Origin of the sequence: Bacteroides sp. D22 (genome assembly GCF_000163675.1) — a bacterium.
Classification (GTDB): domain Bacteria; phylum Bacteroidota; class Bacteroidia; order Bacteroidales; family Bacteroidaceae; genus Bacteroides; species Bacteroides xylanisolvens.
In genome coordinates, this window is sequence record NZ_GG774797.1 from 221,663 (window position 1) to 237,640 (window position 15,978).

Annotated in this window: 9 protein-coding genes; 6 read left to right on the top strand and 3 right to left on the bottom strand. The window is 42.6% G+C overall.

Features of this window, described 5'->3' with window-relative positions; all coding sequences use genetic code 11:
* On the top strand, window positions 1-197 hold a 197-nt coding region (locus HMPREF0106_RS25650; protein ID WP_009039039.1), incomplete at its 5' end, for a transposase.
* Window positions 198-502: 305 nt separating this feature from the next.
* On the opposite strand, the gene HMPREF0106_RS20550 is transcribed toward HMPREF0106_RS25650, so the two are convergent.
* The 3 genes from HMPREF0106_RS20550 to rsmA form a co-directional block, all read right to left on the bottom strand.
* The gene (locus tag HMPREF0106_RS20550; RefSeq protein ID WP_004315148.1) at window positions 503-2,356 is read right to left on the bottom strand and encodes a DUF349 domain-containing protein; all 1,854 of its coding nucleotides are present in this window, start codon (window positions 2,354-2,356) and stop codon (window positions 503-505) included.
* 85 nt (window positions 2,357-2,441) lie between these two features.
* Window positions 2,442-3,782 (bottom strand): magnesium transporter, encoded by a 1,341-nt coding sequence (mgtE, locus tag HMPREF0106_RS20545; RefSeq protein WP_004301409.1) that lies wholly within the window; start codon window positions 3,780-3,782, stop codon window positions 2,442-2,444.
* Between the two features lie 65 nt (window positions 3,783-3,847).
* Complete coding sequence (rsmA, locus tag HMPREF0106_RS20540) at window positions 3,848-4,648, bottom strand: 16S rRNA (adenine(1518)-N(6)/adenine(1519)-N(6))-dimethyltransferase RsmA (RefSeq protein ID WP_009039040.1); 801 nt, start codon at window positions 4,646-4,648, stop codon at window positions 3,848-3,850.
* Between the two features lie 116 nt (window positions 4,649-4,764).
* Between rsmA and HMPREF0106_RS20535 the strand changes: the two genes are divergently transcribed.
* The 5 genes from HMPREF0106_RS20535 (at window position 4,765) to HMPREF0106_RS20520 (ending at window position 15,967) form a co-directional block, all read left to right on the top strand.
* Entirely contained in the window at window positions 4,765-5,751 is a 987-nt protein-coding gene (locus HMPREF0106_RS20535) for a lysylphosphatidylglycerol synthase transmembrane domain-containing protein (RefSeq protein WP_009039041.1), read from the top strand.
* 121 nt (window positions 5,752-5,872) lie between these two features.
* Window positions 5,873-7,330 (top strand): aminoacyl-histidine dipeptidase, encoded by a 1,458-nt coding sequence (locus tag HMPREF0106_RS20530; protein ID WP_009039042.1) that lies wholly within the window; start codon window positions 5,873-5,875, stop codon window positions 7,328-7,330.
* A gap of 882 nt (window positions 7,331-8,212) precedes the next feature.
* On the top strand, window positions 8,213-8,383 hold the full coding sequence (locus tag HMPREF0106_RS27340) for a hypothetical protein (protein ID WP_004301421.1): 171 nt from the start codon (window positions 8,213-8,215) through the stop codon (window positions 8,381-8,383).
* A gap of 566 nt (window positions 8,384-8,949) precedes the next feature.
* Window positions 8,950-14,685 (top strand): alpha-2-macroglobulin family protein, encoded by a 5,736-nt coding sequence (locus HMPREF0106_RS20525; RefSeq protein WP_004312096.1) that lies wholly within the window; start codon window positions 8,950-8,952, stop codon window positions 14,683-14,685.
* Window positions 14,686-14,899: 214 nt separating this feature from the next.
* Window positions 14,900-15,967, top strand: a complete 1,068-nt coding sequence (locus HMPREF0106_RS20520; RefSeq protein ID WP_004301426.1) for a DUF1573 domain-containing protein — start codon at window positions 14,900-14,902, stop codon at window positions 15,965-15,967.
* The last annotated feature ends 11 nt before the right edge of the window (window positions 15,968-15,978 follow it).

The window sequence follows — 15,978 nt, forward strand, 5'->3', positions numbered from 1 at the left end:
ATGGATACGATACATTCACAACAGTAGCAAACTCTATTGAGAACCATTATGAAAGGATTTTGAACTTCTTTGTGAACAGGAGTACAAATGCAGCAGCGGAAGCATTTAATGCTAAAATCAAAGCATTTAGGGCATCATTTAGAGGAGTAGTGGATATGAGCTTCTTCCTTTTTAGGCTAGCAAAGGTATATGCATGAAGGGAATTGACTAAACTTAATCCCCCAAGAATTACAACTGAGCCCTCTAAACTTCTCACCATCAAGAGGTCACATTATAGGTCACTGGAAGTTTTAAAAAAACAGTTCCTCGGTGGCAAATTCGGTGATACGAATGCATGTTGATAGTCCGAAAAACGCTAATCTTATGAAAAGCCGTGAAGTTGATTGATAAAGAATAAATCCTTAAACTGGCTGTCGTCTTGTTTAGTAGAAAAGAAAAACAGGTTTTATAGCTCAAGTGAGTATAAAACCTGTTTCTAATTTTTCTAAATCGGGCAGAACTCTTATTCTTCTGCTTTTATTGATTCATCGATTACTTTGATCTTTTGTAATACCAGTTCCAAGTCTGCTTTCAACTTATCTACCTTGCGGTTCAATTCAGTCAACAGGCTGCTGCCTTTCTTAGAAGTAGAAGTCAGGAAGCCTAGATTGTTCTCATAAGTCTGAAGCTCATTCTTCATATTCTCATAAGTGCGTACCAGCTTTTCACGTTCTCTGTACAGAGATTGAGTACCGCTTCCCTGGATATTGCTGATATTCGAACGGAAGTTACTTAACTTCTTGTTGGAAGCATTGATGTTAAAGCGGTCGAATAGCTGATCGATGATTCCGTGATACTGCTTGTATAACTTATCTTTTTCTTTGAACGGCACATGACCGATAGAGTTCCACTCTTTCATTAAATCCCGAACCAAGGTACTTGCTTCTTCGGTATCCATGCTTTCATCAATAGCGGATAACTTCTCGATCAACGCTTTCTTCTTTTCCATATTCTCTGTTTCTACAGAACGTTGTGAAGAAGTAGCTTTGTTCTTTTGTTCGAAGAAGTAGTCGCAAGCTGTGATAAACCGTTTCCAGATTGCATCCGAGTGTTTTTTGGCAACCGGTCCGATGGTCTTCCATTCTTTTTGAAGTTTGGTCAGTGCATCGGCAGTTACTTTCCAGTCTGTACTGTCTTTCAAGGCTTCCGCTTTTTCGCAGAGCGCTTTCTTCTTTTCCAGATTCTCGTTCATTCCTTCTTTCAGGCTCTTGAAGAATTCTCCTTTCTTCTTGAAGAAATCATCGCAGGCATGGCGGAAACGCTCGAAGATCTTCACATTCATCTTTTGCGGCGCAAAACCAATGGTTTTCCATTTGTTTTGTAGGGCAATCACTTCCTGGGTCTTGTTTTCCCAGGCAGAGAATGTTTTCAGTTCATCATACTCAATCGCTTCAACGATTTCGCAGATGACGGTCTTTTGATCCAAATTATGCTGTTCGGCTTCTTTCAACGATTCGAAGTGCTGCTGATGGCGGCGGTTGACAGCGGTAGAAGCTGCTTTAAACCGGTTCCAGATTTCATCACGCAGTTCTTTGGCTACCGGACCTGTATCGCGGAACTCCTGATGCAACTTCTGAAGTTGGTGGAAAGCGGAAACAACATCTTCCTCGTCAGCCAACTTTTCGGCAGCTTCGCAGAGATGCGTTTTGATTTCCAGATTCTTTTTGAAGTCATATTCGCGGAATTCATTGTTCAGTTTCAATAAATCGTAGAACTTCTCTACATATAATTGATAGTTTTTCCAAAGTTCATTCACTTTACCTTGCGGCACCAGTTTCGTATCATTCCATTGCTGTTGCAGCTTCTTGAACTCCGTATAAGATTTGTTGGCGTCATCTCCGGATTCCACCAATTCTTTCAGTTCTTCAATAATGGAAAGTTTCACTTGCAGGTTTTCTTCCTTTTGGCGTTCCAGCTCGGCAACCTGTTTGCTGCGTTTTTCCTTGATAACCCCCATCAGGCGTTTGAATTCTTCTTCCGTCGGGTCCTCTTCGGCAACAAAATCTTCAATGTTTCCACCGTTGTCTGTAAACTGTACCTTAGCAGCTTCCAACTCGGCATTATGTAACTTGTAGAATGATTGTTTCAGATTGTCAATTTCCTGCTTGTTCGCATTTTCAGCGTCTTGCGCAAGCTCTTTTAGCTGGTTTAGTACATCTTCCTTAGTGGCAGGTTTAGGAGCTGCTTCAGGTTGAACTTCGGCAGTAACATCTTCAGCCGGAGTCTCTGTAATAGCTTCAGAAACCTCGACTGTTTTCTTTTCTTCTTCTAATTCCCCTTGGTTCAAGGGTTGATTAGTGTCATGAGCGTCCATCATTGTATATTAGTTTTGGGTCACAAATTAATGAAATAAAACGATTACTTCATACTATTTTGCTTATTTTTTTTTGTTTATCGTGTTTTTATGACAATAAAACGGTTATTCCCATGTACAACATCATTCCGATGATGTCATTTGTAATGGCTATAAACGGACCTGTTGCAATGGCTGGATCGATTTTGAACTTCTCCAGCGTCATCGGTACCAGTGTCCCGAAAATAGAAGCGAACATTACCACGGCAAACAGGCTGATGGATACGGAATAGGTGACCGTAGCCGTTGCGCCGAACCTGATAAAGTTGTAGGTGTATACTAATAAGGAGATAATAGTGGCATTAATTAAAGCTACTACCGATTCCTTGGTAATCTGCTTGAAGGTATTTTTAGCGTCCAGCGAGCTGTTTGCCAAACCCTGTACGATGATTGCCGAAGATTGTGTTCCGACATTTCCTCCTGTACCACCGATTAGCGGGATGTACAGTGCCATTTCGGGATGGGCAGCAAAGGTGGAGTCGAAATTACCCAATATCATAGAGTTGCCGATTCCGCCGATCATACCGATTAATAACCAGGGGAGGCGGGCGGTGGTCTGTCTCAATACATTATCGTCCGTTTCTACGTCCTGCGAAAGACCGGATGCCAACTGGTAGTCACGTTCCGACTGCTCACGGACTTCATCCATGACGTCGTCGACGGTGATTTGTCCCACAAGCCGACCGATACTGTCGACAACGGGGATAGCCACCAAGTCGTACTTCTCAATCGCCTGTACTACCTCGTCAATGGGAGTATCTACGTGTACCGAAATCGGATCTTTCTGCATCACGTGTTTCACTTTGGATACAGAAGGGGAAGTAATCATCTTTTTGAGCGGGAAGATACCTCGCAGACGTTCGTCATCGTCGATGACATATACATAATAGATTTCGTCCAGCTCTTCCGCCTGTTGCCGCATCTCTTTCAGACATTCGGGCATACTCCAGTTTTCGTTGACGAGTACCATTTCCGTACCCATCAAACCACCGGCGGTATTTTCGTCGTATTTCAACAAGTCGACGATGTCTCCTGCCTGTTCGATGTCTTCGATGTGCGAAAGAACCTCTTCCTGCTTGTCTTCATCGAGTTCACGCATCAGGTCTACGGCATCATCCGTGTCCATGTAGTCAACGAAGCGTTTGGCGATTGTCTCCGAAGGAAGCATTTCGAGCAGTTCTTTACGAGCGTCTTCGTCCATTTCGACAAGCACGTCGGCGGCAATTTCATTATCGAGCAGGCGATAGATGAATTTAGCCTCTTCCGGATTCAGGTCATTGCACAATTCGGCAATGTCGGCCGGATGGAGGTCGATGAGAAGCCCTTTTACCGTATCGGCATCTTTTTGCTCAATAAGGTGTTTAACGTTGTCAATGTATTCCTCGTTCATCGTTGTCAATTACAAATTACGAATTACAAAATCCAGTTCTCTGCTTACTGCTGCCCGTAGATCGGTTATAGGTTGTTGCCTGCCGTCTTTAATGCTTCTTCCACTTTATTGGTCAGGTCGATAAATTCTGCTACCGATAGTTGTTCCGGACGTTTATTAAATAAGATGTTCTCCGTGAGTGGACAATCTTTGCCTAAAATAGGTTTAATAGAGTTGCGCAATGTTTTGCGTCGTTGGTTGAAAGTCGTTTTCACTACCTGTTTGAACAGTTTCTCGTCACATCCCAATTCTTTAGTTTCGTTGCGCGTCATGCGGATAACAGCACTTTTCACTTTGGGAGGCGGATTAAACACGTGCTCACTCACTGTGAATAGGTATTCCACTTTATACCATGCCTGAATCAATACGCTAAGGATACCGTAAGTCTTGCTGCCCGGTCCGGCTGCAATACGTTCGGCTACCTCTTTTTGAATCATTCCCGTACAGCAGGGGACGATATCTTTGTTGTCTAGCATCTTGAAAAAGATCTGGCTGGAGATGTTATATGGATAATTACCGGTCAGTACGAAAGGTTTGCCGTCGAATAGCCGGTGAAGGTTCATTTTCAGAAAGTCATCTTCGATGATGTGGTCCTCCAACGACGGATAAGCTTCGCGAAGATAGGCAACCGACTCATAGTCAACTTCTACGACCTTTATCAACCGGTCTTTTTTCACCAAAAACTGGGTCAATACTCCCATGCCCGGTCCCACCTCCAAAATAGGCAGTTCAGGGAAGGTGTCGACAGTATCGGCAATATCTTGTGCAACTTTCAGATCTTTCAGAAAGTGTTGTCCGAGAAACTTTTTAGGCTTTACTAATTTCATTTACCAACTAAATAATTACTTTTGCAGTCGACAAAGGTAATTCTTTTAAATGAAGAACGTACCACTATTTATTAAAAAATAAATGATGTGTCAGCGAAGCTAATGAAGAATTAAGGATGAAGAAACTATTAAAAAAGACGCTGAAACTGATATTACCGGTTGTTTTAGGCGGCTTTATCTTATTCTGGGTGTATCGCGACTTTGATTTTACAAAAGCGGGCGATGTATTATTACACGGTACAAATTGGTGGTGGATGCTCTTCTCATTAGTGTTCGGGGTGTTCGCGCAAGTCTTTCGTGGATGGCGGTGGAGGCAGACACTGGAACCGTTGGACGCTTTCCCGAAAAAGAGCGATTGCGTGAATGCTATCTTCATTTCTTATGCCGCCAGTCTGGTAGTTCCCCGGATCGGGGAAGTGAGCCGCTGCGGGGTCTTGGCGAAATATGATAACGTCTCGTTTGCCAAGTCGTTGGGAACAGTCGTTACGGAGCGATTGGTCGATACATTGACGATTCTTCTCATCACAGGCATCACAGTCTTGCTTCAATTACCGATATTCGTCACCTTTCTTCAACAGACCGGAACAAAAATCCCTTCTCTTGTTCATCTCCTGACTTCGGTATGGTTTTATATCATCCTGTTTTGTTTTATCGGTGTGGCGATCCTTCTTTATTATTTAAGAAAAACGCTGTTCTTCTATGAACGGGTGAAAGGCTTTGTACTTAATATATGGGAGGGGATTATGTCTTTAAAGGGAGTACGCAACATTCCTCTCTTTATTTTTTATACACTGGCCATTTGGGCGTGTTATTTTCTCCATTTCTATTTCACATTCTATTGCTTCGCCTTTACGGCACATTTAGGAATTCTGGCAGCATTGGTCATGTTTGTAGGTGGTACGTTTGCCGTGATTGTGCCTACTCCCAACGGGGCGGGACCGTGGCATTTCGCTATCATTTCTATGATGATGCTTTATGGGGTAAATGTGACGGATGCCGGAATCTTTGCCCTGATTGTGCATGGTATTCAAACCTTTCTGGTTGTTCTGTTGGGTATCTATGGTTTTGCTGTCCTGTCGTTCACTAACAGACATCGAGGGTGAAATTTTAGCTAAAAGTGTGTATTCTTAAATGTTTTTGCTGACGTCCTTTGTCATCTGAAAACTTTTCCATAACTTGGCACTGTTTAATTATTAGATTTAAAATCGTTTTAAAATATTTATTATGAGTACCATTCTTTCTTTAGCTCCACAAAACGTGTGGAAGCATTTTTATTCGTTGACACAGATTCCTCGTCCGTCAGGACACATGGAAAAAATAACAGAATTTCTTCTAGGTTTCGGAAAAGGTTTGGGTCTGGAGTCTTTTGTAGACGAAGCAGGTAATGTAATTATCCGTAAACCGGCGACTCCGGGTATGGAAAACCGGAAAGGTGTAATTCTTCAGGCGCACATGGATATGGTTCCGCAGAAGAACAACGATACTGTACACGATTTTGAAAAAGATCCGATTGAAACTTATATAGACGGTGACTGGGTAAAGGCAAAAGGTACTACTTTGGGTGCGGACAACGGACTGGGAGTAGCTGCCATCATGGCCGTGCTGGAAGCAAAAGACCTGAAACACGGCCCTCTGGAAGCTCTTGTCACTAAAGACGAAGAAACCGGCATGTACGGTGCATTTGGCTTGAAGCCGGGTACCCTGAACGGTGAAATCCTTTTGAATCTGGATTCCGAAGATGAAGGTGAATTGTATATCGGTTGTGCCGGAGGTATGGACGTAACTGCTACCCTGGAATATAAGGAAGTAGCTCCCGAAGCAGGAGATATCGCAGTGAAAGTTACTTTGAAAGGATTACGCGGCGGACATTCGGGATTGGAAATCAATGAAGGACGTGCCAATGCCAATAAGTTGCTGGTTCGTTTCGTTCGTGAAGCGGTTGCCAGCTATGAAGCCCGTTTGGCTAGCTGGGAAGGTGGTAATATGCGTAATGCTATCCCGCGTGAAGCACATGCGGTTATTACCATTCCGGCTGAAAATGAAGAAGAACTGCTGGGCTTGGTGAAATACTGCGAAAACCTGTTCAACGAAGAATATTCAGCTATTGAAACTCCGATCAGTTTTACGGCTGAACGTGTAGAACTTCCTGCCGGTGAAGTACCTGAAGAAATTCAGGACAATCTGATTGATGCAATCTTTGCTTGTCAGAACGGTGTGACACGTATGATCCCTACTGTTCCAGATACGGTAGAAACTTCTTCCAACCTTGCTATTATAACGATTGGTGAAGGAAAGGCAGCCATTAAGATTCTGGCTCGCAGTTCAAGCGATAGCATGAAAGAATATCTGACTACCAGCCTGGAGTCTTGTTTCTCTATGGCAGGGATGAAGGTAGAGATGGCAGGCGGATATTCCGGTTGGCAACCTGATGTAAATTCTCCGATTTTGCATGCGATGAAGTCATCCTATAAACAACAGTTTGGTGTAGAACCTGCAGTGAAAGTGATTCACGCTGGCTTGGAATGTGGTATTATCGGTGCTATTATTCCGGGATTGGACATGATTTCTTTTGGTCCGACTTTGCGTTCACCGCATTCACCGGACGAAAGAGCGTTGATTCCTACCGTACAGAAGTTCTATGACTTCCTGGTGGCAACTTTGGAGCAAACTCCAATGAAATAACGTATTTCTCTTTATATAAATATTCTCCTATTATATAATAGGTGACCATAGTGAAGGCACGGATGATATTTCATCTGTGCCTTTTTTCATATTTATTGCAGCGTATATTACAATTCTGCTTTATAACAAATAAATTAATTGATGCAAATCAAGAAATATGCTATAAAACATAAATTTCTCTCTTTTTTAGATCAATGTATAAACAAAGGCTGTATTTTTGTGTTGTAAAACATGTAATTAGGAGGATAACAAAATGAAAAGTTTAAAAAGATTGTTTAGAAAGATCGGCGAAGCCGATGTACATGTTTGGGGATATTCAACAATTAATACCAAACCAAACAAGTAAGTTTTATTTTTTAGTTTTCAGGAATTAGTAATTTAAAAGGTTTAAAGATTATGGCAAAGAAAATGGGTTCTTTAGTTAGAAAAATCCTTAGTGAAGTAGGTCGTAATGAAATGCTTTCATGGGGGTACAGAATTGAGAAATGAGAACAAGTACATTAACTAAGTTTAGAGTGGGGATACGTTATTAAATACGATATCCCCATTTTTTATATCTAAAATTTTATATAGAGTTGTTTTAGCTAACAACTGTGGCGGGGGATCTGTTTCAGTGTCAGTTCCTCCTTTAATTTCTGTGTTTGGGTACACTGTCTTTTGCCACTTGGGCTGGAATGTATCACATGCGAGTTTGGCTGATTTTACTATCACACCCTCACCGAATCACTTGAAAGCCTTTGTTCATCGATGTTACAAAGGGTGAGGGTAACTGTGATTGTAGGGTGAGGGTAATTTTTACTCTCACCCTACAATTATACCTGTAATAAGTGCTTAATAGTTGATTTATAGTAAGTTGTATGCTGATTTGTCTGGTACTAATACATGAAAGATGATGTATTTGTGTCTGATAACTGGCGTAATATTATCTGGAATAACAGGCTGAACGAGATAATAGATACGGATGAATTAATTGTATTCCGTAAGGTTTCGATTGGCTTCTCCATAGGGGAAAATCAGTTTCAAGCTTGTGAACAGTTTGTTTCATACGCTTGAAACACTTAGTTTCAAGGTATTAAACACTTAGTTTTCCGGTGTGAAACTGGTAGTTTCATTACTTGAAACTGTTGGTCTCAAGGCATAAAACAGCTTGTTCACCGGCATGAACAAGCCATTTTATGTAGAGGTGCTGCAAATTATTGAGTGTCTTCTATGAATATGCCCGGATTCTTATAAACGAGACAGTGTGTAAGATACCTCTATCTTGCACGCATCTGCAACGGTATCTTGCACTGCTTCAAATACTTGTATATCAGTTGACTATCGCTGGTTTAGTGTAAGGTGCAAGATACTTTTGCATTTATGAACTTGTAAGAGATAGGTGAATCTTATTGCAGAAGATAAACTTTTCAATTAAATAATAAACCGAGTGGCAGTTTTTGGACTTTTTATTTTATTCCAGAGCGAGTTGATTAATAGGCTAATGTTTATACAATATGGTATGGGGCTGATAGCTTGATAAAAGCTTTTTTTAAGCTAAAAAGTACAAATCTTTAAACTTTATTTCCTTACTTTGTTATTTATAAGAGTGAGACTTATAGCAAACTTAAACTAGAAAGATTATGAAAGTAAAGCAAATTTGTATGATGGTGCTGCTATGGTTGGGAGTGATTCCGGCGGTACAGGCACAAACTTTCGACAAATTATGGAAAGAAGTGGAGCAAGCGGAGAAAAAGAGCTTGCCTAAGACTGTGATAAAACTGACTGATGAGATTTATCAGAAAGGGGAAAAAGAGAAAAACTCTCCACAAATGCTTAAAGCATATACGTGGCGGATGAAATATCGGGAAATGTTGAATCCCGACAGTCTTTACGCTGATTTGAAAGGACTGGAACAATGGGTGAAACAGACTGACCAACCAATGGATCGCGCCATCCTACACTCTTTGATAGCGGGAATCTATGCAGATTATGCAGCCAGCAATCAGTGGCAACTCCGCCAACGGACAGAAATCGTAGACCAGACACCTGCTACCGATATGCGTGAATGGACAGCCAATATGTTCATCGAAAAAGTGCGGACAAATATAAAGGAGGCATTGGCCGATTCTGTATTGCTGCTCAAAACGTCCTCACGCGGCTATATTCCTTTTGTAGAACTGGGGGAAACGAGCGAATACTATCACCATGATATGTATCATTTATTGGCTTCCCGTAGCATTGAAGCACTGCAACGGGTGGAAGAATTGAGTAACAGGATTACTAATGACGGTACTGTGAATCCGGTCAAACAAGATATAATAGCTATTTATGGGAATATGATTCCCGCTTATAAAGCAACCGGATTAAAAGAAGGTTATGTGTTGACAGCACTTAACTACCTGGAATGGAGATGGAATGCTGATCGGAATATTCGACCTCTGCAGGCTAAGGGCGAACTTCCGGTACTGACGGAAGATACTTATCTGAAAGCTTTGAACACATTGAAAAGCAAGTATGCTTCCGAACCGATCTGTGCCGAAGTCTATTTGGCAGAAGCCCGGTATACTATTGGAAAACAACAGCAGCTCAATGCATTGCAGCTTTGCGATGAGGCAATCCGCCTTTATCCAGGCTATCGCAGAATCAATGCTTTGAAGAATCTTCGGGAAGAGATATTGGCTCCTTATTTGAATGTTAATGCATCCGATTTGGCTTTTCCGAACGAAGAGATAGAATTAAGGGTCTCACACAAAAATCTGGATGGTTTCACTGTCCGTCTTTATCAGGCGAAGAAACTGATAAAGGAACAACATTACGCTGTGCTTCGTCCGAAAGATTATCAGACGCAGGACACTGTGTTTACATTCAAAGCTCCTGAACTTGGATCTTACGTGATGCGTATCATACCGGATATTCGTGCGAAGAGAGATAGTGAAAGCAAGTTTGATGTAACACGTTTCAAAGTGCTGACATGCCGTTTGCCGGACAAACAGTATCAAGTGGTGACGCTGGATGGACAGACAGGGTATCCTATTCCCCATGCGAAAGTGACGATGTACAGTAATGACGAAAAAGTGTTGCAGGAGTTTACGACAAACGAAGAGGGTAAGGTCGTATTTCCCTGGAAATCCGAATACCGCTATCTGAAAGCTTCCAAGGGGACGGATACGGCAATGCCGAAACAAGGCATTTATGCAGGAAGTTACGGATATTACGGCGACGAAGATAAAGTGACTGAAAATATGACTTTATTGACCGACCGTTCTTTGTATCGTCCCGGACAGACTGTGTATGTGAAGGGAATTGCTTATTCTCAACAATCGGATACGGCGAATGTACTTCCGAACAAGGAATATACGGTGACTTTATTGGATGTAAACAATCAGGAAGTAGGGCAGAAGTCGGTACGTACCAATGAGTTCGGTTCGTTTACCACCGATTTCGCATTGCCTTCGGCCTGTTTGAACGGAATGTTTTCTTTGAAAGCGGGAAGAGACCATACAGGCATTCGGGTAGAAGATTATAAACGTCCGACATTTGATATCACTTTTGAAAAGCAACAAGGAAGTTACAAACTGGGTGATGAGGTACAGGTGAAGGGTAAGGTACAATCTTATAGTGGTGTGCTGCTTCAGGATCTTCCGGTGAAATATACGGTAAAGCGTTCTGCATATAGCCTTTGGCGGTTTGCGGAATCTGTGCAGATTGCTTCCGGTGAAGTGATGGCCAATGAGAATGGAGAATTCACGATACCGGTTCGTTTGCAGGAAAGTGACTCTTATAAGAATAATGATAAGGTATATTATCGTTATTCCATTGAGGCCACTGTTACCAATGTGGCAGGTGAAACACAATCTTCTACGGACGTGATTTCGGCAGGAAACCGTTCGTTGATTTTGCAGGTGGAATTGCAAGATAAGACTTGCAAGGATCAACCCTTCGAAACAATGTTTAAAGTGCAGAACCTGAATGGACAACCTGTGGAGGTGAAGGGGAATTATTACTTGTACCCTGCCAAAGACAAGGACTTTAAGCAGTTGGAAGAGAAACCGGTTGCAACGGGAACCTTTACTTCTAATGAAGACATGACGCTTGACTGGAAGAATCTTCCATCGGGACCTTATGTGCTGAAAGCATCAGTGAAAGATAATCAGGGCAAGGAAGTGACTGCTGACACCAACACGATTCTTTTCTCTGTTGAGGACAAACGTCCGCCTGTAGAAACGACGATGTGGTTCTATGGTGCAAATACGGAATTTGATGCTGCCCATCCGGCCGTGTTCTGTTTCGGTACGTCGAAAAAAGATGCTTATGTGATGATGAATGTATTTTCCGGTGATAAATTGCTGGAGAGCAAGACGTTGAATTTGTCAGATACGATTGTACGTTTCGAGTATCCATATCGGGAAAGTTATGGGGATGGTGTCTTTGTGAATCTCTGTATGGTGAGGGACGGACAGGTTTATCAGGAACAGGTGCGGCTGACCAAACGGATTCCTGATAAGACACTGACTATGAAGTGGGAAGTGTTCCGTGATAAATTGCGTCCGGGACAAAAGGAAGAATGGAAGCTGACGATTAAAACGCCGCAAGGACAAGCTGCTAACGCGGAAATGCTGGCAACGATGTATGATGCTTCCTTGGATAAAATATGGAATCGGCAACAGAATTTCCAAATCTATTATAACCAGATTGTCCCATATTCTAACTGGATGAGTGGATATTCCGGCAATAATTCATTCAACTACTGGTGGAATACGAAGAGTCTCAAAGTGCCATCACTGGAGTATGACCATTTTGTGATGCTATCGGACTATTATAATAATGGAAGAGATTTGGGTGAAGTAATAGTGAGAGGATATGGCTTGACGAGAAAGTTGACGGTGACAGGTAGCGTTTCGACATTGGACGTTGCAACTTTAAGGAGTAATGCGCCAAAGATGAAATCGGCTATGGCTGCTGATGCCATGACTAATGTTGAATTTCAATCGGAAATGATACCCACGGGAGAAAAAGCGGATGAGGCATCTGACAACGAAATGCTTCCCGAAGCATCTGCTGACTTGCGTACCAATTTAGCAGAAACAGCATTCTTCTATCCTCAACTTCGCACCAATGAACAGGGAGAGATCTCTTTCTCATTCACGATGCCTGAAAGTCTGACGCGTTGGAACTTCCGTGGATATTCTCATACAAAGGGAATGTTGACGGGAACATTGGATGGCGAAGCTACCACAAGCAAAGAATTTATGCTGACTCCTAATCTCCCTCGTTTTGTGCGTGTGGGTGATAAGACTTCTCTGGCAGCTTCTATCTCTAATATGACTGGTAAGCCGCAAGCCGGAACGGTCAGTCTGGTCCTTTTTGACCCGATGACAGAGAAGGTTATCAGTACACAAAAACAGAAATTCAGCCTTGCTGCCGGAAAGACAATGGGTGTGGACTTCCAGTTTATCGTTAGTGATAAATACGAAATAGTGGGATGCCGGATGATTGCCGACAGTGGTACTTTCAGCGATGGAGAACAACAGTTGCTTCCGGTTCTTAGCAATAAAGAGCATTTGGTGGAGACACTTCCAATGCCAGTGCGTGGAGAAGAAACCCGTACTTTCTCACTCGATCATCTGTTCAATCAACAAAGTAAAACAGCCACAGATCGTAAACTAACTGTTGAATTTACAGGAAACCCGGCTTGGTATGCCGTTCAGGCATTGCCTTCATTGAGTCTTCCGACAAGTAATAACGCTATTTCCTGGGCTACTGCCTACTATGCCAATACATTGGCTTCGTTTATCATGAACAGTCAGCCGAAGATCAAAGCGGTATTTGAAAGTTGGAAACTGCAAGGAGGTACGAAAGAAACGTTCTTGAGCAATCTGCAAAAGAATCAGGAAGTGAAGAATATCATTTTGTCCGAGTCTCCCTGGGTACTCGAAGCACAGACGGAAGAGCAACAGAAAGAGCGCATCGCCACCTTGTTTGATTTGAATAACATCCGTAGTAATAATATCGCAGCTTTGACTCGATTGCAGGAGTTACAGAACTCAAATGGGGCATGGTCCTGGTATAAAGGAATGAACGGGAGTCGATCTGTAACTACCTATATCGCCGAACTGAATGCCCGTCTGGCTATGCTGACAGGTGAGAAATTAAGCGGATCGGCTCTTTCCTTGCAACAGAAGGCTTTCGCTTACCTTCATCAATCAGCTTTGGACGAGTATAAGGAAATCCTGAAAGCACAGAAAGACGGTGTGAAGTTTACTGGCGTTTCGGGCAGTATTCTGCAATATTTGTATCTCATCGCTATTTCGGGAGAGCAGGTACCCGCAGCCAATAAAGCGGCTTATACCTATTATCTTTCTAAGGTAGGAGAATTGCTGACTTCTCCTTCGATGGATACAAAAGCGATTGCCGCCATTGTGCTTGATAAAGCCGGACGCAAGAAGGAAGCGCAGGAATTTGTCGCTTCTCTGAAAGAACATCTGACGAAGACAGATGAACAGGGAATGTTCTTTGCTTTCAACGAGAATCCATATACATGGGGCGGAATGCAGATGCAGGCTCATGTAGATGTGATGGAAGCGCTGGAACAGACAGGTGGCAATACCGATACAGTGGAAGAAATGAAACTTTGGTTGTTGAAGCAAAAGCAGACACAACAGTGGAATTCTCCGGTAGCTACTGCCGATGCGGTATTTGCATTGCTGATGAAGGGCGCTAATTTACTCGACAATCAGGGAGATGTACGGATTGTGATTGCTAATGAAGTGCTGGAAACTGTTAGTCCAAGTAAAACGACTGTTCCTGGATTGGGATATATCAAACGTTCTTTCACACAGAAGAATGTGGTGGATGCCCGCAAGATTGAAGTGGAAAAGAGAAATCCGGGTATTGCTTGGGGAGCTGTGTATGCAGAATTTGAATCTCCTGTCAGTGATGTGAAACAACAGGGCGGCGACCTGAATGTTGAGAAACAGTTGTATGTGGAGCGTACGATGAATAACGTGCCTCAATTACAGCCTATTACTGCCAAAACGGTTCTTCAGGTAGGTGATAAAGTCGTTTCCCGTTTGAGCATCCGCGTAGACCGTCCGATGGACTTTGTACAGTTGAAAGATCAGCGGGGCGCTTGTTTCGAACCGATCGGCAGTATCTCCGGTTATCGTTGGAACAACGGGCTTGGCTATTACGTAGACATCAAAGATGCATCGACTAATTTCTTCTTCGATCATTTAGGAAAGGGTGTATACGTGTTGGAATATAGTTACCGTGTCAGTCGTGCAGGAACTTACGAAACAGGTTTGGCAACTATGCAGTGTGCTTATGCACCGGAATACGCTTCGCATTCTGCTTCGATGACAATTATTATTAAATAGTTCCGGCAGGGGATTTTTATTCTCACCGACGAGCGAGGCGTTCCTCACCGATGAAGGCATCCTTCGTCGGTGAGGAACTTTTTTCTTATAAACAGGGGCTTACAAGGACTGCTATTAAGTAAAGTCTTTTCCCAATCTGTGTTAATCTGTGTAATCTGTGGTGAAAAACTCATCTAAAACCCCTACATTTGTGCACCAAAATAAAAAATATCGCATGAAACGTAGTTTACTATCTATATTATCTTTACTTACTGTCGCTTTGGCAGCCGTTGCCCAACCTCGTATCTCTTCAAATAAAGAGACACATAACTTCGGACAAATTGAGTGGAAACGTCCGGTGACAGTGGAATATACCATCACTAACACGGGAAACCAGCCATTGGTACTGACCAACGTCACAACCTCTTGTGCCTGTGCCGTGGCCGACTGGACCAAAGAACCGATTGCTCCGGGAGGAAAAGGAGTCGTAAAAGCTTCTTTTGACGCAAAAGCGTTAGGACATTTTGAAAAGTCGATAGGAATATATAGCAATGCCAGTCCGAGCTTGGTCTATCTGAAGTTTACCGGTGAAGTAGTGCAGGAAATAAAAGATTATACAAAGCTACTTCCTTATACAATCGGAAATATTCGTTTAGATCGTGATGAGTTTGCTTTCCCCGATGTCTATCGCGGACAGCAGCCTTCATTGACCTTTGATATCGCCAATCTTTCGGATCGTCCTTACGAACCGGTATTGATGCATCTGCCTCCTTATCTGAAAATGGAAGCGGAACCCAAAGTCTTGTTGAAAGGCAAGAAAGGAACTATCAAACTGACGCTGGATGCAAGCCAGCTAAAAGATTACGGATTGACACAGACTTCTGTCTACCTTTCCCGTTTCTCCGGTGATAAGGTGAGCGAAGATAATGAAATACCGGTTTCGGCCATTCTTCTTCCCGACTTCTCACGTATGACGGAAAAAGATTCTTTGAACGCTCCTGCCATGCACATTTCGGAAACGGATATTGATCTTAGTATCCCGTTGATAAAGAAGAATAAGGTAAGCCATGATATATTGATAGCTAATTCCGGAAAGACTCCGTTAGTCATCAGTAAGTTGCAGGTATTCAATTCATCGGTAGGAGTGAGCCTGAAGAAGACAGTCCTTCCTCCGGATGGAATGACGAAGCTCAAAGTAACTATTCGTAAGCGTGACGTAGGTAATAAGAAGCATCATTTACGTATCCTGATGATAACAAATGATCCGTTACGCCCGAAAGTCGAAATCAATATCAAACGCTAAATCCTATGATT